The organism is Pseudomonas sp. CROZ-RG-20F-R04-15 (genome assembly GCF_022662375.1).
Lineage (GTDB): Bacteria > Pseudomonadota > Gammaproteobacteria > Pseudomonadales > Pseudomonadaceae > Aquipseudomonas.
In genome coordinates this window covers 379,132-402,304 of the sequence record NZ_JAKNQL010000001.1, presented here as the reverse complement: position 1 = coordinate 402,304, position 23,173 = coordinate 379,132, and the positions used below count along the sequence as shown (strand labels likewise).

At 59.7% G+C, this 23,173-nt stretch carries 13 protein-coding genes and 1 pseudogene; 10 read left to right on the top strand and 4 right to left on the bottom strand.

What is annotated here, in order from left to right:
• The first annotated feature begins 134 nt into the window (after positions 1-134).
• The 7 genes from L8H52_RS01720 (at position 135) to nagE (ending at position 8,725) form a co-directional block, all read left to right on the top strand.
• Positions 135-686 carry an NUDIX hydrolase gene (locus L8H52_RS01720; RefSeq protein WP_095119357.1) on the top strand — a complete coding sequence of 184 codons (552 nt, stop codon included), beginning with the start codon at positions 135-137 and terminating at the stop codon, positions 684-686.
• Positions 687-773: 87 nt separating this feature from the next.
• On the top strand, positions 774-1,289 hold the full coding sequence (locus tag L8H52_RS01715) for a L,D-transpeptidase family protein (RefSeq protein ID WP_064120595.1): 516 nt from the start codon (positions 774-776) through the stop codon (positions 1,287-1,289).
• Between the two features lie 283 nt (positions 1,290-1,572).
• Positions 1,573-2,304, top strand: a complete 732-nt coding sequence (locus tag L8H52_RS01710) for a GntR family transcriptional regulator (RefSeq protein ID WP_242205050.1) — start codon at positions 1,573-1,575, stop codon at positions 2,302-2,304.
• Positions 2,305-2,328: 24 nt separating this feature from the next.
• Positions 2,329-3,435, top strand: coding sequence for an N-acetylglucosamine-6-phosphate deacetylase (nagA, locus tag L8H52_RS01705; RefSeq protein ID WP_242205052.1), 1,107 nt, complete (start codon positions 2,329-2,331; stop codon positions 3,433-3,435).
• Positions 3,416-4,438, top strand: coding sequence for an SIS domain-containing protein (locus tag L8H52_RS01700; RefSeq protein ID WP_242205055.1), 1,023 nt, complete (start codon positions 3,416-3,418; stop codon positions 4,436-4,438). Before nagA ends, L8H52_RS01700 begins: the two co-directional genes overlap by 20 nt.
• 34 nt (positions 4,439-4,472) lie before the next feature.
• Positions 4,473-6,986 (top strand): phosphoenolpyruvate--protein phosphotransferase, encoded by a 2,514-nt coding sequence (gene ptsP, locus L8H52_RS01695; RefSeq protein WP_242205057.1) that lies wholly within the window; start codon positions 4,473-4,475, stop codon positions 6,984-6,986.
• Between the two features lie 23 nt (positions 6,987-7,009).
• Complete coding sequence (gene nagE, locus L8H52_RS01690) at positions 7,010-8,725, top strand: N-acetylglucosamine-specific PTS transporter subunit IIBC (protein ID WP_242205059.1); 1,716 nt, start codon at positions 7,010-7,012, stop codon at positions 8,723-8,725.
• A gap of 52 nt (positions 8,726-8,777) precedes the next feature.
• On the opposite strand, the gene L8H52_RS01685 is transcribed toward nagE, so the two are convergent.
• Both L8H52_RS01685 and L8H52_RS01680 read right to left on the bottom strand, forming a co-directional pair.
• A complete protein-coding gene (locus L8H52_RS01685) occupies positions 8,778-9,224 on the bottom strand; it encodes a hypothetical protein (RefSeq protein WP_242205061.1) in 447 nt (148 codons plus the stop codon).
• Positions 9,208-9,864: a DUF6036 family nucleotidyltransferase gene (locus L8H52_RS01680; protein WP_242205063.1), complete on the bottom strand. Its 657-nt coding sequence runs from the start codon at positions 9,862-9,864 to the stop codon at positions 9,208-9,210. The genes L8H52_RS01685 and L8H52_RS01680 overlap by 17 nt, the downstream gene beginning before the upstream one ends.
• A 296-nt stretch (positions 9,865-10,160) precedes the next feature.
• Here L8H52_RS01680 and L8H52_RS01675 point away from each other — a divergent pair, with 296 nt between their 5' ends.
• A complete protein-coding gene (locus L8H52_RS01675; protein ID WP_242205066.1) occupies positions 10,161-15,911 on the top strand; it encodes a membrane-targeted effector domain-containing toxin in 5,751 nt (1,916 codons plus the stop codon).
• Positions 15,912-17,100: 1,189 nt separating this feature from the next.
• Here L8H52_RS01675 and L8H52_RS01670 read toward each other — a convergent pair.
• Positions 17,101-17,412 carry a YqfO family protein gene (locus tag L8H52_RS01670; protein WP_042557793.1) on the bottom strand — a complete coding sequence of 104 codons (312 nt, stop codon included), beginning with the start codon at positions 17,410-17,412 and terminating at the stop codon, positions 17,101-17,103.
• Between the two features lie 5 nt (positions 17,413-17,417).
• Entirely contained in the window at positions 17,418-21,314 is a 3,897-nt protein-coding gene (gene purL, locus L8H52_RS01665; protein WP_242205068.1) for a phosphoribosylformylglycinamidine synthase, read from the bottom strand.
• Between the two features lie 285 nt (positions 21,315-21,599).
• On the opposite strand from purL, the gene mltF reads away from it, so the two are divergent.
• Positions 21,600-23,060 (top strand): membrane-bound lytic murein transglycosylase MltF, encoded by a 1,461-nt coding sequence (gene mltF, locus L8H52_RS01660; RefSeq protein ID WP_242205070.1) that lies wholly within the window; start codon positions 21,600-21,602, stop codon positions 23,058-23,060.
• A gap of 20 nt (positions 23,061-23,080) precedes the next feature.
• A pseudogene (locus L8H52_RS30490) lies at positions 23,081-23,170 on the top strand (metal ABC transporter ATP-binding protein); the annotation flags it as partial.
• Positions 23,171-23,173 lie beyond the last annotated feature (3 nt).

Genomic DNA, 23,173 nt, shown 5'->3' with positions numbered 1-23,173 from the left:
CTGTGCCTTACCCTGCATCATGCACCAATCATTGCGAGCGCCCAAGCCCCCGAAACCTGTCGTGTCGCGAAACGACAACTTGCCGACCGGCACCGCTGCACGCCAAGATAGGCGCAGCATTCAGGAAGCCCAGCATGAAATTTTGCAGCCACTGCGGTAACCCGGTCACCCAGCGCATTCCCGAAGGCGATTCGCGGCTGCGATTTGTCTGTGACAGCTGTCAGACCATTCACTATCAAAACCCCAATATCGTTGCCGGCTGCGTGCCGACCTGGGGCACCAAAGTGTTGCTCTGCCGTCGCGCCATCGAGCCGCGTCTCGGTTACTGGACGTTGCCCGCCGGTTTCATGGAGAACGGCGAGACCATCGAACAGGCCGCCGTGCGTGAAACCGCCGAAGAAGCCTGCGCCCGCGTGCGCAATCTGAGCATTTATACGCTGATCGACGTGCCGCACATCAGTCAGGTGCATGTGTTCTTCCGTGCCGAGCTGGTCGACCTGGATTTCGCTGCCGGTCCCGAGAGCCTGGAAGTGCAACTATTCGACGAAGCCGACATTCCCTGGGACGAGCTGGCTTTCCGCACAGTGGGGCGTACCTTAGAATGCTTCTTCGCTGATCGGCGTGTTGAGGTGTATCCGGTTCGTTCGGAATCGATTCCGCCGCTTGCTCAGCCTGCCATTACTTGATTTCGTCGCCGGCCAGCCGATAACCCGAGCAAGTCTGCACAACATCTATAAATCATGTATCTGCGTCATTCCTGGGGAATCGTTTCAATGCGCTGGTTGCTTGCCCTGTTCTGCCTGTCGTTCGTTACCGTCTCCCAAGCGTCATTCGTGACCACCGTGGCGCCTGCGAATAGCCCGCTTATCGAAAAAGTCCTGGTACTCAAGTCAGCACATCAACTGCAGTTGATCGCCGATGGCAAACCGCTGAAGACCTATCGCATTTCTTTGGGCAAGGGCGCGAAAAAGGGTCCGAAACTAATCGAAGGCGACAAACGCACGCCGGAAGGTTTCTATTGGATCGACTGGCGCAAGACCAGTGACAAATTCAATCTGTCGATGCACATTTCCTACCCGAACATCAGCGATTCGGCCCGCGCCCGGCGTGAAGGCGTCGAGCCCGGCGGGATGATCATGATCCACGGCACGCCGGATTCGGAAGAAACCCCGGAGGACCTGTTCCACACCCTCGACTGGACCGACGGCTGCGTCGCCATGCGCAACGTCGATATGCGCGAAGTGTGGAGCCTGGTGCCGGACGGCACGATGGTCGAAATCCGCCCGTAACCGCCGACCGCTGGTCACCTGCAAAAAAATAAATCAAAAGATCGCAGCCTGCGACAGCGCCTACAAGGGTGATACCACTCTCAACTGTAGGAGCTGCCGCAGGCTGCGATCTTTTGCTTTTCACCGCCCACCTTTAATACCACTTCAAACCAACCCCTCTAAAACCCGCCATTTCATTGGGTCAACCGCCCATTACCTGCGTTGACATGGTATTCAAGTGGTATTAATTTCCGCCCCACAAGCGAGCCACAACAATCCTATACTCGCGACGGAAATGCCCTACATGAACGACTTCCACGCCCTACGTCCCGATGACTCCCAGCCGACGCCGCTGTACCTGCAACTGGCGCGCAATCTGGAAGCGGCAATCCATGCCGGGCAGTGGAAGTCCGAGCAGGCGATGCCGTCCGAACGCAATCTCAGCGAAATGCTCGGTATCTCTCGTGTCACCGCACGCAAGGCGCTGGAAGTTCTCCTCGATCAAGGTCTGATCCGCCGCCTGCAAGGTTCCGGCACCTTCATCACCCCACGCCTGGAACAACCGCTGTCGCGCCTCTCCGGTTTCAGCGAGATGCTGCGACTCAAGGGTTTTGTGCCCAGCTCCCAATGGTTGGAACGTGAGATCACCCTGCCGACTCACGAAGAACTGATCCGCCTCAGCCTGTCGCCGAACGACAAGGTCGCGCGCATGAAACGTCTGCGCAAAGCCGATGACACGGTGATGGCGATCGAAATGAGCACCCTGCCCGCCTCTATCATGCCCAAGCCACAACTGGTCGGCGATTCGCTCTACGAATACCTCGACGGCATCGGCAAACCGATCGTCCGCGCCTTGCAGCACATTCAGGCGATCAACGCCTCGGACGAGTTCGCCGCGCTGGTCGGCATTGCCCCCGGCACTGCGATGTTGCTGATGACCCGGGTTGGCTACCTGGAAGACAACACGCCGATCGAAGTCACCGACACCTATTGCCGCAACGACTACTACGACTTTGTTGCAGAGCTTCGCCGTTAAGCGCAGCCACAAGCGAGAACCAAAATGTCCGAAGACAACATCCTCACCGCCAGCGGCTGGATTCGCGGCCGGCTGACCCACGAACACGGCAAAGTCGTGTCGATCGAAGGCGTGCCTTGCGATCCGGCCACCAATGACCTGCCGTATCTGCTGCCGGGTTTCATTGATCTGCACGTTCACGGCGGCGGCGGCAAAGACATCATGGAAGGCGCCAGCGCTTTCGAAACCATCACCAGAACCCACGTGCGTTTTGGCACCACCTCGCTGCTGGCCACTACCATGACCGCACCGAGTGCCGAGATCTCCAGCGTCTTGAAAGAAGTCGGGGAATTCTGCGAACAGCGTCCGCAAGGTGCCGCCCGCGTCCTCGGCGTACACCTCGAAGGCCCGTACATCAATCCCGGCAAACTCGGTGCACAACCGAATTTCGCCCACACCGCATTGATGGCCGAAGTCGAAGAATATCTGGCATTGGCGCCGATTCGGGTGATCACCATCGCCCCGGAAATCGCCGGTCACGACGGGTTGATTCGTGAACTGAGCAGCCGTGGCGTGCGCATGCAGATCGGCCACACCCTCGGCAGTTACGAGGAAGGCGTTGCTGCAATGGAGGCCGGCGCGACCAGTTTCACCCACCTCTACAACGCCATGAGCCCACTGCATCACCGCGAGCCGGGCATCGTCGGCGCGGCACTGGCCCACGCCAGATTCGCCGAGCTGATTCCGGATTTGCTGCACGTGCATCCCGGCGCCATCCGCGTGGCCCTGCGCTCGATCCCGTGCCTGTATTGCGTGACCGATTCGACTGCGGCCGCCGGCATGCCCGACGGTGAATACAAGCTCGGCAGCCACACCGTGACCAAATGCCTCGGCGGCGTGCGCCTGCCCGACGGCACCCTGGCCGGCAGCACGCTGACCATGGATCAGGCCCTGCGCAACCTGGTGAAAATCGGTTTGCCGATCGCCGAGGCCTCGCAGCGCCTATCGCAATTTCCCGCCGACTACCTCGGCATCAACGAACGCGGGCGCCTGCAACCGGGTGCCTGGGCCGACTGCGTGCGGCTGGATCGCTCACTCACACTGACCGCCGTCATGGTCGAAGGAGAAGACATTGACTTCAAAAATGCTTGAGGAGGCGCTGTCCTCGTTCGAGGCCGTGCAAGCCCAACTGCAACAACTCGACCCGCAAATGATCGAGATCGCCGGGCGCCTGCGCCGTCAGCCACCGCAAGTGGCGATGACCGTCGCACGCGGCAGCTCCGACCACGCGGCGAGCTACTTCGCCTACCTGACCATGCAGCAACTGGGCGTGCCGGTGGCGTCGTTGCCGATGTCGGTGGTGACCATGCAGCAGGCGCCGTTGAAGGTCAGCGGTCAGGTCGCGTTCGCGTTTTCGCAATCGGGGCAAAGCCCGGATCTGGTCAACAGCCTGCGTCTGTTGCGCAAGCGTGGCGCGCTCAGTGTGTCGATGGTCAACGCCGCCGATTCGCCGCTGGAAGCTGCCTGTGAATTCAGCGTGCCGCTGCTCGCCGGCACTGAAAGCAGCGTCGCCGCGACCAAGAGTTTTATCGCCACCCTCAGCGCCAGCGCCCGTTTGATCGCGCACTGGAAAGAGGACGGTGAATTGCTCGAAGCCGGCAACGCCCTGCCCGAAGGCCTGCGCGAAGCTGCCAAACAGGACTGGAGCGTGGCCATCGAAGCGCTGCGCGATTGCCAGCGTTTGATGGTGATTGGTCGTGGCGCCGGGTTTGCCATTGCCCAGGAAGCGGCTTTGAAATTCAAGGAAACCTCGGCGATTCAGGCCGAAGCGTTCAGCAGCGCCGAAGTGCGTCACGGCCCGATGGCGCTGATCGACGAACACTATCCGTTGCTGGTGTTCGCGCCACGCGGCGCCGAGCAGGCGGGTCTGTTGAGCCTGGCAGCAGAGATGCGTCAACGCGGCGCCCGTGTGTTGCTGGCAGCACCCGATGACGTCAGCGAACGCGATCTGACGCTGACCCGCGCCGAACACCCGGCCCTCGATCCGATTCTGGCGATTCAGAGCTTCTACGTGATGGCCGCCGGTTTGGCCGTGGCCCGTGGCATGGACCCGGATCAGCCGCGCCACCTGAGCAAAGTGACACGCACGCACTAAGTCCGAATGACTGCACACCTGATGAGACCGAGCCATGCACAACAACAATAAAGAGCTGACCCTCAGCGCCCCGCTCAGCGGCCCGGTGCTCACGCTCGCCAAAGTCCCGGACGCGGTGTTCGCCAGCGGCGCGATGGGTGATGGCATTGCCATCGATCCACTCAACGACACGCTGTATTCGCCGTGCGCCGGGGTGATCATTCACGTCGCGCGCACCGGCCACGCACTGACCGTGCGTGCCGTCAACGGCGCGGAAATCCTCCTGCATCTGGGCCTCGACACCGTTGAACTGAACGGCGAAGGCTTCTCGATGCTGGTCAAAGAAGGTGGTCGCGTGACCAAGGGCCAGCCGTTGTTGCGCTACGACCAAGACAAGGTGGGCCAGCAATGCAAAAGCCTCGTCAGTCTGTTGATCCTGACCAACAGTCAGGATTTCCAGGTACGACCGATCACGCTGAAAGCAGTGAAGGTTGGCGACCCCTTGCTGCACATCGTTGCCCGCAACAGTGCTGCGGCGCATGTCGAAGCGGTCGGCGGGTCTGAGGTTCACGGGCATGTGTTGGTGGCGCATCGCGGCGGTTTGCATGCACGCCCGGCCGCGTTGATTCGACAAACGGCGCAAGGTTTCAAAAGCCAGTCGCAACTGCACTTCGCTGGCAAAACGGCGCCGTGCAACAGCCTGATCGGTTTGATGGGGCTGGCGGTTGGCGAGCAGGACCAAGTGCAGGTCAGTTGTCAGGGGCCGGATGCCGAGGCGGCGCTGCAAGCGTTGCTCACTGCGTTGGCCACAGCATTGCCGGATGATCATCACGCTGCGGCGCCGGTGACTGTCGCACCGCTTAAACGCCCGGCTGAAGCTGGCGTAATGCACGGTGTCTGCGCTGCACCGGGACTGGTCGGCGGGCCGCTGTTTCGCTTGAACGCGATCAGTTTGCCAGTGGATGCGGGCAATCATGATCCGTTGCAACAATTGCAGGTGCTCGACACGGCACTGAATCAGGTACGCAGTGACATCGACGGCACCCTCGATCAAGCGAAAAAGCACAAGAACGCTGATGAAGAAGCAATCTTCGCCGCGCATCTGGCGTTGCTGGAAGATCCGGCGCTGCTCGACGCGGCACAGCAATCCATCGAACAAGGCACTGCGGCGACTCACGCCTGGAGCCAGTCGATCGATGTGCAGTGCGAAGTCCTGCAACACACCGGCAGCGCATTGCTGGCCGAACGCGCCAATGATCTGCGCGACCTCAAACAACGCGTGCTGCGTGCGTTGCTCGGCGAAGCATGGAATTACGACGTGCCGGCCGGCGCCATTGTTGCCGCTCATGAACTGACGCCGTCGGATTTGCTGCAACTCAGCGCGCAAGGTGTCGCCGGGTTGTGCATGGCCGCGGGTGGCGCGACTTCGCATGTGGCGATTCTGGCGCGTGGCAAAGGTCTGCCGTGCATGGTGGCGCTGGGCTCGGCATTGCTTGATCAGCCGCAAGGGCAATCGGTCGTGCTTGATGCCGATGGTGGTCGTCTTGAACTGATGCCGAATGCCGAACGCCTGAGCGAAGTTCAGCAGGTGCAAATCGAGCGGCAACAACGTCGCGACGCGCAACAAGCCAAGGCTCACCTGCCCGCCGAAACCCGTAATGGCGTACACATCGAAGTCGTCGCCAATGTTGCTTCCAGCGGTGAAGCGGCGGACGCCTTTGCCAACGGCGCCGATGGTGTAGGCCTGTTGCGCACCGAGTTTTTGTTCGTCGATCGCCAGACCGCTCCCGACGTCGATGAGCAGCGCAGTGCTTATCAAGCCGTGATCGATGCCATGGGCGACAAGTCCGTGATCATCCGCACCATCGACGTCGGCGGCGACAAGCAACTCGACTACCTGCCGCTGCCCATCGAAGCCAACCCGGTGCTCGGCCTGCGCGGCATTCGCCTGGCTCAGGCCCGTCCGGAAATCCTCGATCAGCAACTGCGCGCGCTGCTGCAAGTCAGCCCGCTGCACCGCTGCCGGATCCTGTTGCCGATGGTCACCGAAGTCGATGAGCTGCTGCACATTCGCCAACGCGTCGATGCGCTGTGCCGGGAACTCGGTGTTAGCCAGCGCCCGGAAATCGGCGTGATGATCGAAGTCCCCGCCGCTGCACTGCAAGCCGAACAACTGGCCGAACACGCTGACTTCCTCTCGATCGGCACCAACGATTTGTCGCAATACACCTTGGCCATGGATCGCGACCACGCAGGTCTGGCCGCTCGCGTCGACGCGCTGCATCCGGCGCTGCTGCGCTTGATCGCCATGACTTGCGATGGTGCGGCGGTGCACAAGCGCTGGGTGGGTGTGTGCGGCGCCCTCGCCTCTGATCCGTTGGCCACACCAGTGTTGATCGGTCTGGGCGTTACCGAACTGTCGGTCAGCCCGGTGCAGATCGGTGAAATCAAGGATCGCGTGCGCCAGGTGCACGAAGCCGAATGCCAGCGTCTCAGCCGTGACCTGCTCAAGCTGAGCAGCGCTGCCGCCGTACGTCACGCCTGTCATCAACATTGGCCTCTGCGCTAACAAAAACAACAAGGACAAACGCCATGTACCAACTCTTCATCGAAGGCCTGCAACGCCTCGGCCGCGCGCTGATGCTGCCGATCGCGATCCTGCCGATTGCCGGCCTGCTGCTGCGCCTGGGTGACACCGACCTGCTGAACATCGCGATCATTCACGATGCCGGCCAGGTAATCTTCGCCAACCTGGCGATGATCTTCGCCATCGGCATCGCCGTCGGTTTCGCCAAGGACAACAACGGTACCGCCGGCCTCGCCGGGGTGATCGGTTATCTGGTGATGATCTCCACGCTCAAGGTGCTCGATGCGAGCATCAACATGGGCATGCTCGCCGGGATCGTCAGCGGCCTGATGGCCGGCGCGCTGTACAACCGCTTCAAGGACATCAAGCTGCCGGAATATCTGGCGTTCTTCGGCGGACGGCGGTTTGTGCCGATTGTCACCGGATTTGCTGCGGTCGGTCTGGGCGTGGTGTTCGGCTATATCTGGCCGCCGATCCAGCACGGCATCAACAGCTTCGGCGCCTTGATGATGGAAAGCGGCAGCATCGGCGCATTCGTGTTCGGCGTGTTCAATCGCCTGCTGATCGTCACCGGCCTGCACCATATCCTCAACAACATGGCGTGGTTTGTGTTCGGCAACTTCACCGATCCGACTACCGGTGCGCTGGTGACCGGTGACCTGTCGCGCTATTTCGCTGGCGATCCGAAGGGTGGCCAGTTCATGACCGGCATGTTCCCGATGATGATCTTCGGCCTGCCGGCGGCATGTCTGGCGATGTACCGCAATGCACTGCCGGAACGCCGCAAAGTCATGGGCGGGATTTTTCTGTCGATGGCGCTGACTTCGTTTTTGACCGGGGTGACTGAGCCAATCGAATTCGCCTTCATGTTTCTGGCGCCGCTGTTGTATCTGCTGCATGCGTTGCTGACCGGGTTGTCGATGGCGATTACCAATGCCTTGAACATCCACTTGGGCTTCACTTTCTCCGGTGGCTTCATCGACATGGTGCTCGGTTGGGGGCGCTCGACCAATGGTTGGCTGGTGATTCCGGTGGGCCTCGCCTATGCGGTCATCTACTACGCCGTGTTTGATTTCTGCATCCGTCGCTTCAACCTGAAGACACCGGGGCGTGAAGACGTGGCGGTGAGTGAAAAAGCCGTGCTCACAGAAAACCAACGTGCCAGCGCTTACATCAAGGCTTTGGGCGGCGCCGAAAATCTGCTGACTGTCGGCGCTTGCACCACACGCCTGCGACTGGAGATGGTCGATCGCAACAAGGCTTCGGATGTTGATCTGAAAGCGCTGGGCGCGATGGCGATCGTGCGTCCGGGTAAAGGTGGCAGTTTGCAGGTTGTGGTCGGGCCGCTGGCGGACAGCATTGCTGACGAGATTCGCCTGGCAATGCCTGCTCTCGGCCGCGCGGTTCTGGCTGAAAGTGCTGTGGCTGTCGAGGCACCGAAAGCGCCGCCGGTCGCTGGCTCCGAGGCGCAGCAATGGCTGAATGCCTTGGGCGGTGGCGACAATGTGCGGCAACTGGACTGCATCGCGATGACGCGGATTCGCCTGCAACTGGCGGATGCCACGGCGCTCTCGGAAGCGCAGTTGAAGGCGTTGGGGTGTCAGGGGGTCAGCCAGCTGGATGGCGGGGTCTGGCATTTGCTGGTCGGGGATAAGGCAGCAAGTTTGAGCGGCGCGCTGGAAAGTCTGGTGAATCGCAGCGAGGTCGGAGCGAAGGTTTAATCGACACAAAAAAACCGGCTTAGGCCGGTTTTTTATTGCCAACAAATTCGGCTCAGGATGAATGCTGTTCCGCTTGATAATGACGGGTCTGAAATGGCATCAGCGTTTGAATCTTCAATCCAAGGCTTTCTGCCAATCCCCAGGAGACGGCCAATTCATCTTTGCGATTGCGTAATGAAACCATCGTTTGTGGCACAACATCCTGCTTCGGTGTCGAGTGCGCGAAAAGCTCCAGCGCATTAAGCGTTTCCAACACGCGGGTATCCGAGACACACGAGAAACGCGTAAGTCGCTCCAGCAGGTAGGCGGCGCGACGACGTTCAATATCATCACTGTGATACTTGAGAAAGGCCTTAACCTCGCTTTCAACATTTGAATCCGAGTACCAGACTTCTTTCGCAGCATTCACCAGTGCAACGTCATCAGCCTGATTCAGAGGGCTTCTGACGAGTGTGTCTAACGCGGATGAGAGGACGTGACCGTTATTCAGCTTCGTCACCTGCTTTCTCCAGGTAGTTTTGCAATAGGTTGCTCAGAACCGAGGTCGGTTGCTCTTTATTGCCAACATATACATCAATTGCCTGCAATGCCAGACGCCGGAGCTCGCTAGTCAGTATGAATCCACACCTTAGAAGCGCATTGATGTCTGCGATATCGTGATCTGTAGCCCTGCCCAGCTTTGTAATGGCTATGTCGACGGGTGCAGCAATGTGGATGTGTAGAGGAGACGTCAGCGAAAACTCTGAAATGGGAATACTTCGAGACCAATAGTCCTCATGAATCGGGCCAAAGCAAGTGTTGTATTGCAGATCGTAGTTCAACTCCATCTTTCGAGCAGAAATCTCATCAACAAAGGGCACCGGCACCTCCGCAAGTAGCGTACGCAGGTCGAATCCTGCCGGAATACATGCCTCATAGATTTTCGCATCGACATCCAAAGATATGCGGTGATTGGTGTAGAGGTGAACTGTACATCCTCCAAACACAATGATCTTTACGGCCCCAGGCGCTGCATTCTCCTGAATCAGTTCCAACTCGACCGATTTGAACATGGACACCAGCGCTCGCCCCAACGAAGTGTCTGTGTTGATGCGGGGTGTGACGACAGAACGTATTTCCATTTCCAACCACAGGGTCAAATCAATGGTTCCAGTGAAATGAGCAACACCCTGATTCGGTCTATTGCCTGTCTCGCTGTTTGCCAGAGACCACCCAAAGTAGAGACGCTACTTCCGAGGGACAACCTGAAAAAGCTGTAGGAAAAATCTGCTATTTGATGAGGTACGAGACGTATTCCGACAGCTATGGAAATGGGTTCTCGAGTCGGCTCGGCCCCGCCTGACCCGCACCGCACACCCACTACATATGTACCACCCTCGATCAAATCACTCTCGCCATGCTGAAGGTTCTTCCCACCAGCATGGAGACTGTGCCGATGAGCACTTCCACCGCCCCCACGGTTGCAGAGATCAGGAGCGATCTCAATCAGATCGCCCAGCATCTTTTCAACGTCGAGACCCCGTTGCTCGCCGATCAGGCACCGACAGCGGAGCAGGTATACCTCAAACGCCTGAACAGCCTGCTCAATGCCCACCGCGAGCGGTTTTTGCAGAAAAGCCGGGCGATCTACCAGATCCTGGAAAACCGCGACCTGCACAGTGATCAGGGCAAACAACTGCTCGCGACCACCAAGGCCAAGCTCGGCACCGCGTTGCTCGACATGGATCTGCGTGACCTGATCGATAACAAATCGGCCAGAACCTTTCTGACCTACGAAGCCGGTTTCACCGCAATCGGCCACGAGGCGCGACAGGCCGTCAAGGATCGCCTGCTGCATCCCCAAGCCGCTGCGCTCCTCGAAAAGCTGACGTTGGGGCCGACGCTACGGCCAGCGGCCTACGCCCTGCAGTTCAGTTTTCAGGAACACACCGTCGAGCTGGCCGGCGCCTTTGTCGTCACGGAAAACAAAAAGCCCGTGCTCAGCGAGCTGGCGACAGTCAAGGATATCGGTTATGTCCTGTTGTTCACCCCGAGCAGGGGCATCGAGTACTTCGATTCAACAACGGCGCTCGACGCCCATTTGCTGCAATACCTGCAACATCCCGCCAGCCGCAGCGAATTCATGCAGATGTTGCCCCGGCGCTATCACGACCTGGATGCAGCGGGGATCTGGCCGTTGCAGTGCTCGCTGATCGATAGCCAACCGCTGTTCGAACATATTTGCGATGCGTTGATCGACAAGCGCACACAAGACATCGATCGCGCCTGGAGCTATGACGACAATCCGCAGCAAGACTCGACGCAGCTGCTCGCGGCCCTCGACCGGGCCATTGCCGCAGCCTTGCCGGATATCGCTCCGCGCCTGGCACTGCAGGCGCAAACCTTGTTCGAACGCCACCTGCGCGACAGCGCTCCGCAGTGGTACCGCAGCGCCAGTTCTGCACGGCAGACCGAGTTGGCGCAACAGGTCGGCCTCTACCACAAGGCGCGGCAGAAACTGCTCGATCTGATGGGCCCGACAGCCAGCCTGATGACCCTCGCCAGGCATCAATGGCTGGAGCGTCTGAGCGAAGATCTCGAAATTGATGAGCTGGAACCGCAGAAGCTGCAAATCACCACGCAACGTCGGGTGCCCGGATACGGTGTGTATGAGCATCAGCGCAATTTGCTCGATCTGTCCTTGCGCGGCCCGCACACGGGAGACGAAATGCCGGGTTCGGAGTTTCTGCGATACACCACCCTCACCTATGACGATGCGCCTTTGGCCGATTCCTACGCGGACCTGACACCGCAGTGGCTGGTCAAGCAAGGCTTGAGCCTCAAGCCGCGTATCGAGTTCGACCGTTTGCAGAAAGACATGCATGCCGGCCCAGCCATCAAACCCGCCATGGAAGACATGCTCGATCAACGGATCGTCGCACTGGCCCATACGGCAGTGCTGCAAGGCCATCTGCTCGAGAGTGACCTGCAACTGATCCAGCGCTTGCGCAACGACAGCGATCCACACCTGCGCGCCGCGACCCTGTCCGTGCACGGTGCGCAACTGCAGGATCTCTGGGTGTTGCGCCAGAGCGACACCAAAGGCGCCCTTGAACGCCTGCTGCTGTGCACGCCACAAGCGCCGCGCGAACAGCAGTTCCAGGCCTTCAACAGTGAGCTTGAATGTCAGACCCACTTGCTTGGCTGGGCTGCGCACAGCGAAGACGTCAAGACCATGACCGGCTACCTGATCAGCCGTGCACCTCTGCGCTTTCGTCCAAACCTGCGCAAAGTGCTCTCCGGCCTGAGCTTCAAGCCTGAGGATCAGGAGCACAGAAAAATCACCTTCGAGAACATCGGCAAGCACCTCGATTGCCTGCGAGTCATGGCCGAACACGTGTTGGCCACGCGAATCGACGACTACGATTTCGGCACTCCGCTGTGGTATCGCACGACCACCGACGAAAATCGCAGGAAACTGTCGACGCTGACCGAGGACGCCGAAGGTGCATTGCGAGGTTTCGACCAGCATCAACTCTCGGGCAGTCGCTTTCCCGCGTTCGACGATTACGTGCACGAGCACGCGAAAAAACAACTGAACCTGTTGCTCAAGCGTCCGGCCAACGACGTCGATCCGGATACTGTCATCGCTTACTCGCCCATGTCGGTCATTCCTGCCCTGACACCGAAACCGTTAACGTATACCCGGCTGTACCGCGACGGCTATGCCGACGGCGTCGGCTTCCTCGACGAAAAATTCTCCCGTTCGGCACGCTTCAAAGGGCCGCAGGGCATCGATATCAGCAGCCTGACCGCAGAGAATGTCGCACGTTCGGTCACCGGCGTATGGGTCGGCGAACGCTACACCGACAAGGTCAGAAAAGAACTGCAAAGTGCCACGAGCGAGGGCTACGCCTTCAGGCGCAATACGATCCTGGCCGTCACCCGGCACCAGATGAAATGCGCAGCGCTGGAATGCCAGTTGCAAGGCCATATCGCCAGCAGTGACCGGCGATGGCTTGAGCAGAGTATCGACAGCATGGAGGACACCACGGCACCACGGCAGAAAAAATACCCGGTCCATCGACTGATGATTGACGGTGAGTGGGTGCTCGACAACTGGCTGTTCGGCCACGACAAAAACCAGGTGCTGCTCTACACCCCCGACGCGCCTGACGGCGTCAGTTTTCGCGAAGCACGGTTGTTCAATTACCTGCTGAAACAACAGCCCGGCATGATCGAATATTTCACCCGACGGGTAGGCATTCAATCGCAGACCCGGGTGCGCACATTCCTTGAAACCGCCAAAAAGCAACTGCCCAAAGACATCGACAAAACGACACCCAGCCCCGCACGCTACGACTCGACACACCAGCAAGCCCCGATCAGCGACATGCGCGACGCGCTGTATGACATGAAGCTGCAGCGCAAGATCGACGACGTCCATGCGACCACCAGCAGCCGCGCCCAGATGATTGCCGGCCTGATCTGGACGTGCGTCGAATGGGTCACCGCGATTGCCACGGCACCGTTTCCGCTGTTGAGTCTGAGCACCGGGCTGCTGTTGGCGTTCAAGGACGGCATGCTCGCCCTGCACGCCTACCGCCAGGGTAATAACAGTGAAGCACTCAGCCATTTGCTCGGCTACATGCTCAACAGCACCGGTGCGCTATTGACCGACCTGCGTCCAGCCCTGCGCTCACTTCAGCCTGCCAGCCGGCCCCTGCGCCAGGCCGCCGTCAGTAGCGCCAGTGAACAGCAGCGCGTCATGACCCTGATTGAACAAGTGGAACCCACCGTCCCCCCGGCGGACATGCGGCCGGTAAACTACAAGGGCCAGACCCTGTGGGCAGCGAAAGAGCACGACGCCATCGGCCGCTACCTGCTGCATCGCCTTGACCCTGAAACCGGCAGGCTCCAGTCGACCACAATTCTGGCCGTGCCCAATGCCGAAGGTGTGATGGTGCGCAGTGGCGTGGCCGGCGGCATGCCGAAATACGACAGCTTGGCGCAGACACCCGGCCCGCACAAAGACTACGGCGTGCCGCTCAAATATCGGGACAGGATTGCAATGGTGATCGACCCCGAGGCGAGAGAGGAGATTCTCAAACGCAGCCAGGACTACATGGGAACGTCCTACGGTTACTCCAGCCTCCTCGCCGCTGCCGATCAACTGGCGTCCACACGCACCGCCTACCTGCTGCAGGTCGAAAAGCTGACCACCGACGCGACCCGTCACTTTGCCGAACTTGCCCCTTTACCTGCGCGCATCGAAGTGCCGGCCATCGCCGCCGACACGTCATTTACGCAACTGCTGGCCAGCGACGCGTTGGCCGGCAAGCATCTGGTCATCGGCGCACAGCCTGGCTCCATCGCCAGTAAAGAGGCGCTGATCACTCATATGGACGCGTTGCTCAAGAGTGGCTTCAAACACCTTTATATGGAGTATCTGCCGGCTGACGTCTTCCACATCAAGCTGGAAAAATTCAACCGGGGCGAATCATGGCGCGGTATCAAACGGCATTTGAAAGCCGTCGACAAAGCCTTGGGCCACGGACCCGACGCGCCGTTCTCGTACCTTGCGCTGGTTCGCACGGCGCGGGAAAAGGGCCTGAAAATCCACGCACTGGATGCCTCCACCAGCTATAAGCTGGACGGTGCCCTGGTGATGGCCGATGTTTCGCCGCTGACGCCTCGCAGCAACAGCATCAGAAACTTCTACTCGCTCAAGGCCATTGCCGCCGATGCCATTGACGCCCCCGCCGAGCGCTGGATAGCTTTGACGGAGGTTTCACGCATGAGCACGTTCGACAAGACGCCTGGTCTGGCCGACCTGCACGAAGCCGTTGCCCTGCGCATCGACGACGTGGCGGCGGGTCAACCGGCGCGTATCGGCGTCGACTCGCCCGGCGCGATAACCGGTGACGCAGCAGCCAAGGGCGATTACCACGTGGCAGTGCCGACATCCTACAAAGCACCCCAAGTACCTGCTCAGTCTCCGGCGACGGCGGCCGCGAGCGTTCAATATTTCGACGAGTTCGATGTTCCGACGGCGTTCCGTGCCGAAATTGATCGCATGCAATTCCGCCCCCGCGAACTCGACTCTCGCTACCCCTTTACAACCTTGCGTGGTCAGGCCGGCCGCGATGCGCAGGCTGCCTATAATGCATTTATTGCGCAACGCAACCGCCTCGAGAAAAAGGCCCTGGATGCCTTTACCGACTACACCCCGGCCCCCGCGCCCACCCTGCCGGACATTGCCGCCGATAGCTCATTCGAAACATTTTTGAGCCAACTCGCCGACAGCCGTCTGAGCCTGTTGATCGGCGAATCAAGATTCACAGTGTCGAGCAAGACACTGCTGAAAAAACACATGAAAACACTCAAGTCGTCGGGCTACGACACGCTTTACGTGCAACATCTGCTAACTGATCTGCACCAGGCCGAGCTGGACATTTTTTTTCAGACCCAACGCATGCCCGACCGCCTCAGAAGTTACTTGCGGATACTCGACTCCACACTCATGGGATCTTCGGGTGGTGTCCCTCTCTATACCGAATTGGTCCACGCGGCAGCGAAAAACAATATCCGTATCAGGGCGCTCGACTGTACGGCCAGCTATCACCTGGATGGCGTGACAGAGAAGAATATTTCGCGCAACCGGATGTTCAATTACTTCGCAACCCATCTGATCGAGGCCGATCAACTGGCACACGGACCGCATAAGTGGGTGGCACTGATCGGCAGAACCAGCACCAACTATAATCTGGGCGTACCGGGACTGGCCGATACGCTTGGCGCAGTCAGCCTTCAAGTGCGCGACACCCCACAAGAACTGGCCAAAGGTGTCCATCAAGGCGCCTGGGAGGTCGTGAATTCGGAAGTCAATTCCGGCGTGTTCGCACTGCGCAGCGACTTCAATCTGGACATCGCGGTTTCCCGAGCAAAAAAACCTGCACCCATCAGGTCTCCAAGCCGGACCAGACTCACCCAGGCCGGACACTTTCTGATCGAACGCCCAGGCCCGAGCGAAATCAACCTGGTGCACAAGTCCGCAACGGGGGACATTGTCAGCACGCCGATCCAGGTGGATGACAAAGGGCTGTTCTTCATTGACCGCTGGAACAAGAAGGAGCAGCGGTTCCAATACCTGCCCGATTTGATCGACATGCTTGTCGACCAAGTCAAACTTTCGGCTGTCAGTTGAACACCGTCGAGAGGACCTAATCACGCTGAAAACCACTGGACTGGCGGCCCAGTGGTTTTCTTCTCGCCGTTTTCGGGACCAGCCCCCACAACTTCAATTTGCGAACATACCCGCCGCGAAGCCGCCCCACTCAACAGGATGAGCGTTAGCTCGGCTGCAGCTTTTGATCTTGATCTACGGGCGACATCGGAAGGCTTCGTTCCGGGATTGATCCGGGAGTGGGAGCGCAGCGACCGTTTGGCGCAGACAAATGCATCGAGAGGAGGTGCAGCGAAGCAAACCGTAGGCGATGCGCCCGGATGGATCCCGCAGCGAAGGAACCCCGAGCTTTAGCGAGCGGGCCGAACGTTGGGGCAAGCCTTTTGGGTTACCTTTTCGGCGTTTGGAAAAGGTGACCCGCCGTAAGGGCGGAACCCTAAGAAGCCGTTACCGCAGCAATGGATATATACTCGGTCAGTCAGAACATCATTGCCTGATCCGACGCCTTCGCGAGCAGGCTCGCTCCCACATTAAAAACACCATCACCCACAAAATCGCAGGCAACAAAAAACCCGCAGACAATCACTCGTCTGCGAGGTGTTGGCGAGCAATACGTCGACGTGACATACCGAGCCGAACTCAGATTTTCAAAAAACCCACAAGTCGCTCCCTCTCCCTCGGGAGAGGGCTGGGGTGAGGGGCGAATCAAATACACAACCCAAGCCGATCACACATCACTCAAACAGGAAGGGCGTTAGCTCCGCTGCAGCTCTTGATCTTGATCCACCGGCCCCGTCGGCAGGCTGAGTGGAGGGATTGATCCGGGGGTGGGAGCGCAGCGACCGTTTGGCGCAGCCAAACACAGCGAGAGGAGGTGCAGCGCAGCAAACCGTAGGCGCTGCGCCCGGATCGATCCCGGAGCGAAGGAACCCCGAGCTTTAGCGAGTGGGCCGAACGTTGGGGCAAGCCTTTTGGGTTACCTTTTCGGCGTTTGGAAAAGGTGACCCGCCGCAAGGGCGGAACCCTAAGAAGCCGTTACCGCAGCAATGGATATGTACTCGGTCAGTCAGAACATCATTGTCTGATCCGACGCCTTCGCGAGCAGGCTCGCTCCCACATTAAAAACACCATCACCCACAAAATCGCAGGCAACAAAAAACCCGCAGACAATCACTCGTCTGCGGGTTTCTTGTTTCAGCAGCAAGGAAGATCAGAAATCTTCCAGCCGCCACACTTCATAAGCCGGTGTCTCATACGGATGACTGAGCTTCAACGCCGCCACAACAGCAACGATAAGCTCATCTGCCACCACCAGCTCAACCTTCCATTCCTCAACCTGCTCAACCTGCCCCGCCTCGCCAATAAACGGCTGACTCCCGTCCAAAGGTCGAAACTGGCCAGACCCAAGCACCTGCCACGCACAGTGGTCATAGTCACCGATTCGCCCACCACCGGCAGCGAACACAGCCCCTTTGACCACCTCGACATGACTGTCAGGAACAAAAAAGGCGAGCTTGTACACAGGCCTTAGTTAACCCAGACGCGCGCGTTACGGAACATACGCATCCACGGCGCATCTTCGTTCCAGTCTTCCGAACGCCACGAGTTCTGCACCGCGCGGAACACACGCTCCGGGTGCGGCATCATGATCGTCACGCGGCCATCACGGCTGGTGAGACCGGTAATCCCGCGCGGCGAACCGTTCGGGTTGGCCGGATAACGCTCGGTGACCTTGCCATGGTTGTCGACGAAACGCATCGCCACGCAACCCGACAGATCGGCTTCCAGCAGGGCTTCTTCGCTGGAGAACTCGGCGTGACCTTCACCGTGAGCGATGGCGATCGGCATACGCGAACCGGCCATGCCCTGCAGGAAGATCGAGTTCGATTCCTGAATCTGCACCATCGCCACGCGCGCTTCGAACTGCTCGGAGCGGTTACGCACGAAGTGCGGCCAGAACTCGCTGCCCGGGATCAGCTCGTGCAGGTTGGACATCATCTGGCAACCGTTGCACACGCCGAGGGTGAAGCTGTCGTTGCGCTCGAAGAAACCCTGGAACGCATCGCGGGCACGGCTGTTGAACAGCGCCGACTTGGCCCAGCCTTCACCGGCGCCGAGAACGTCGCCGTAAGAGAAACCACCGCAGGCCACCAGACCTTTGAACTCGTTCAGGTCGACACGGCCCGCGAGAATGTCGCTCATGTGCACGTCGATCGCGTTGAAACCGGCGCGGTCGAACGCCGCCGCCATTTCCACCTGACCGTTGACGCCCTGCTCGCGCAGCACGGCAACCTGTGGGCGGATGCCTTTCTTGATGTAAGGCGCGGCGATGTCCTGATTGACGTCGTAGCTGAGCTTGACGCTCAGGCCCGGATTGTCTTCTTCCAGCAGCACATCGAACTCTTGCTCGGCGCAGTCAGCGTTGTCGCGCAGACGCTGGATCTGGTAGCTGGTTTCAGCCCAGGTACGTTGCAGCAGACGACGCTGGCCTTCGAACACGGTGTCACCGTTGAAGGTGATGTTGATCTGGCCATTGTTGATCGGCTGACCGATCACCGACACGCAGTCGCCCAGACCGGCCGCGCTGAACTGCGCGAGGATATCTGGCGTGGCATCCTGACGAACCTGGATGACGGCACCCAGTTCTTCGTTGAACAGGATTGCAGCGATGTCGGCGGTGGTTTCAGCCAGACCGTCGAGGTTCAGGCTCAAACCGCAGTGGCCGGCGAAGGCCATTTCGACCACGGAGGTCAGCAGACCACCGTCGGAACGGTCGTGGTAAGCCAGCAGGTGACCGTCGGCGTTGAGGCCCTGGATCACCGCAAAGAAGGCTTTCAGGTCTTCAGCGTCATCGACGTCCGGCGCGTGTTTGCCGAGCTTGCCGTGAACCTGTGCAAGGATCGAAGCACCCATGCGGTTCTGACCGCGACCGAGGTCGATCAGGATCAGGTCGGTGGTGCCCTTGTCCATGCGCAGTTCCGGGGTCAGGGTCTGACGGATGTCAGCCACTGGCGCGAAACCGGTCACGATCAGCGACATCGGCGAGGTCACGGTTTTTTCTTCGCCGTTGTCGTTCCAGCGAGTGGCCATGGACATCGAGTCCTTGCCCACCGGAATGGTGATGCCCAGCTCAGGGCACAGTTCCATACCGACCGCTTTCACGGTGTCGTACAGACGCGCGTCTTCGCCCGGGTGGCCGGCAGCGGACATCCAGTTCGCCGACAGTTTGATGTCGGAGATCTTGTTGATCCGCGAAGCAGCGATGTTGGTCAGGGTTTCGCCGATGGCCATGCGGCCCGACGCCGGGGCGTCCAGCAATGCCAGCGGAGTACGCTCGCCCATCGCCATCGCTTCACCGGTGTAGACGTCGAAACTGGTGGCGGTGACGGCAACGTCGGCCACCGGAACCTGCCATGGGCCGACCATTTGGTCACGGGCCACAAGGCCGGTGATGGTGCGGTCGCCGATGGTGATCAGGAAGCTCTTGCTCGCCACCGCCGGGTGATGCAGAACGCGTTCGATGGACTCGGTGATGTCGAGGTTCGACGGATCGAAGTCATCGCCCAGCTCAGCTTCGCGAACCACCGAACGGTGCATGCGCGGGGCTTTGCCCAGCAACACTTCCAGTGGCATGTCCACCGGGTTGTTGCCGAAGTGGCTGTCGGTCACGGTCAGTTGCGGTTCGGCAGTCGCCTCGCCCACTACGGCAAACGGGCAACGCTCGCGTTCGCAGATCGCCTGGAAGCGCGCGAAGTCTTCCGGGCCGACCGCCAGAACGTAACGTTCCTGGGATTCGTTGGACCAGATTTCGTGCGGGGCCATGCCCGGCTCGTCGTTGGGAATGTTGCGCAGTTCGAAACGGCCACCGCGGTCGCCGTCGTTGACCAGTTCCGGGAAGGCGTTGGACAGACCGCCCGCGCCGACGTCGTGGATGAAGCTGATCGGGTTTTTGTCACCCAGTTGCCAGCAACGGTCGATGACTTCCTGGCAACGACGCTCCATCTCAGGGTTTTCACGCTGTACGGAAGCGAAGTCGAGATCCGCCGAGCTGGTGCCGGTGGCCATCGAGGAAGCGGCGCCGCCGCCCAGACCGATCAACATCGCCGGGCCGCCGAGGACGATCAGCTTGGAGCCAACGACGATCTCGCCTTTCTTGACGTGTTCTTCGCGGATGTTGCCCATGCCGCCAGCGAGCATGATCGGCTTGTGGTAACCACGAACTTCGTCACCGTGCGGGGTGGTGATCGACTGTTCGAAGGTACGGAAGTAGCCAGTCAGGGCCGGACGACCGAATTCGTTGTTGAACGCAGCGCCGCCGAGCGGCCCTTCGATCATGATGTCCAGCGCGGTAACGATGCGCTCAGGCTTGCCGTACGGCACTTCCCACGGCTGTTCGAAGCCGGGGATCTGCAGGTTCGACACGGTGAAACCGGTCAGGCCAGCCTTTGGCTTGGCGCCACGGCCGGTGGCACCTTCGTCACGGATCTCGCCGCCGGAACCGGTCGATGCGCCCGGGAACGGAGCGATCGCGGTCGGGTGGTTGTGGGTTTCAACCTTCATCAGGATGTGCACCGGCTCCTGCACCGCGCCGTACTGGCGGGTTTCAGGGTTCGGGAAGAAACGGCCGGCAACGTTGCCGACGATCACCGAGGCGTTGTCCTTATAAGCCGACAGAACGCCTTCGCTGTGCATCACGTAGGTGTTCTTGATCATGCCGAACAGGCTTTTTTCCTGGTTCTCACCATCAATATCCCAACTGGCGTTGAAGATCTTGTGGCGGCAGTGCTCGGAGTTGGCCTGGGCGAACATCATCAATTCGATGTCGTGCGGGTTGCGCTTGAGACCGTTGAAGGCATCGACCAGATAGTCAATTTCGTCTTCGGCCAGGGCCAGGCCCAGCTCGGTGTTGGCTTTTTCCAGCGCGGCGCGACCGCCACCGAGGATGTCGATGGCCGTCAGCGGCTTCGGCTCGGCGTGGCTGAACAGACCGGCGGCCTGTTCGAGGTTGGCCAGCACAATCTGGGTCATGCGGTCATGCAGCACGTCGGCGATCTGCTGGGCTTCAGTTTCGCTGAACTGACCGGCCACGTAGAAGGCGATACCGCGTTCCAGACGCTGGATCTTGCTCAGGCCGCAGTTGCGGGCGATGTCGCTGGCCTTGCTCGACCATGGCGAGATGGTGCCGAAACGCGGCAACACCAGAAACAGACGACCGGTCGGCTCTTGTACCGGAACGCTTGGGCCGTACTTCAGAAGGCGCGCTAGCACCTGCTGTTCGTCGCCGGTCAGGACGCCGGTGACTTCGGCGAAGTGAGCGAATTCAGCATACAGGCCACTGACAGCTGGAACCTTCTGGCTCAGTTGCTCAAGGAGTTTGCTGTGGCGAAAGGCAGAAAGGGCAGGAGCGCCGCGCAGGATCAACATCTTCGGGACAGCCTCGGGAAGGGGTGTGCTTTGAGGCCGTGCATTCTAGCCTAAACCGCCCTCAACATCACCCGAAACGCTACGCACGGTTGCACTCGGGTATCAATCTGTGTTTCCGACTTCAGAGTCAGGTAAATCGACTATTCAGAAGCCGCTTATTTTTACTGTAACAAAAAGCCGTGAAGGCCCGTTTCTGCGGGGTTCAGCTCGGTTTTGTGATCGCTAGCAGACTCGCCCTGCACTGTCGAGATATGGCGCCCGTGGCCGTTTGCGTATACTGCGCAGATGTTTTTTCCAACGGCTTTGCGTCCGCGGTACGCCAAATGGCTGATCGCAACCGGACTCTTCCTGATGCTCGGTGGCTGTGTTGATAAACCCAACACACTCGAGCGCGTAAAGGAGGATGGTGTGCTGCGGGTGATTACCCGTAACAGCCCCGCCACCTACTTTCAGGATCGCAGCGGTGAAACCGGCTTCGAATACGAGCTGGTGAAGCGTTTCGCCGACGATTTGGGGGTCGAGCTGAAGATCGAGACCGCCGACAACCTCGACGACCTCTTCGATCAGATCGGCAAACCGAACGGCCCGGTGCTGGCCGCTGCCGGTCTGGTCAGCAGCGATCAGCGCAAGCAGCAGGTGCGCTTTTCGCACTCCTACCTTGAAGTCACCCCGCAGATCATCTATCGCAATGGCCAGTCGCGGCCGACCGATCCCGGCGATCTGGTCGGCAAGAAGATCATGGTGCTCAAGGGCAGCACCCACGCTGAACAATTGGCCGAGCTGAAAAAGAAATTCCCCGCTATCGAATACGAAGAGTCCGACGCGGTTGAAGTGGTCGACCTGCTGCGCATGGTCGATGAAGGCCAGATTGACCTGACCCTGGTCGATTCCAACGAAGTGGCAATGAATCAGGTGTACTTCACCAACATCCGCGTGGCTTTCGACCTCGGTGATGCGCGCAGCCAGAGCTGGGCCGTGGGCCCGGGCGAGGACAACAGCCTGCTCAACGAAATCAACGCGTATCTGGACAAGGTGCAGAAGAACGGCACCCTGCAACGCTTGAAGGATCGCTACTACGGTCACGTCGATGTCCTCGGCTACATGGGCGCCACGACCTTCGCCCAGCACTTGCAGCAGCGCCTGCCGAAATACGAACAGCACTTCAAGAATTACGCGAAGAAGGAGAAAGTCGACTGGCGCCTGCTCGCGGCCATCGGCTATCAGGAATCGCTGTGGCAACCGACTGTCACCTCGAAAACCGGCGTGCGCGGGCTGATGATGCTCACGCAGAACACCGCACAGGCCATGGGCGTCTCCAACCGCCTCGATCCGAAGCAGAGCATCATGGGCGGCGCCAAATACCTGGCTTATATGAAGGATCAGCTCGACGATTCGATCAAGGAACCGGATCGCACCTGGTTTGCCCTCGCGGCGTACAACGTCGGCAGCGGCCATCTGGATGACGCGCGCAAGTTGACGGCCAAGGAAGGACTGAACCCGGACAAGTGGCTGGACGTGAAGAAGATCCTGCCGCGCCTGTCGCAGAAGCAGTGGTACAGCAAGACGCGTTATGGCTACGCCCGGGGCGGCGAGCCAGTGCACTTCGTGGCGAACATCCGTCGTTACTACGACATTCTGACCTGGGTGACGCAGCCGCAGCTTGAGGGCGATCAAGTGGCTGAGGGCAATCTGCATGTGCCGGGTATCGACAAGTCAAAACCCGCGCAAGAACCTGCCCCCCTCTAACAAACACCCCAAAAACAAATGTGGGAGCGAGCTTGCTCGCGAAGGCGTCGTGTCAGTCGACATCATCTTTGACTGATACAACGCTTTCGCGAGCAGGCTCGCTCCCACAGTTG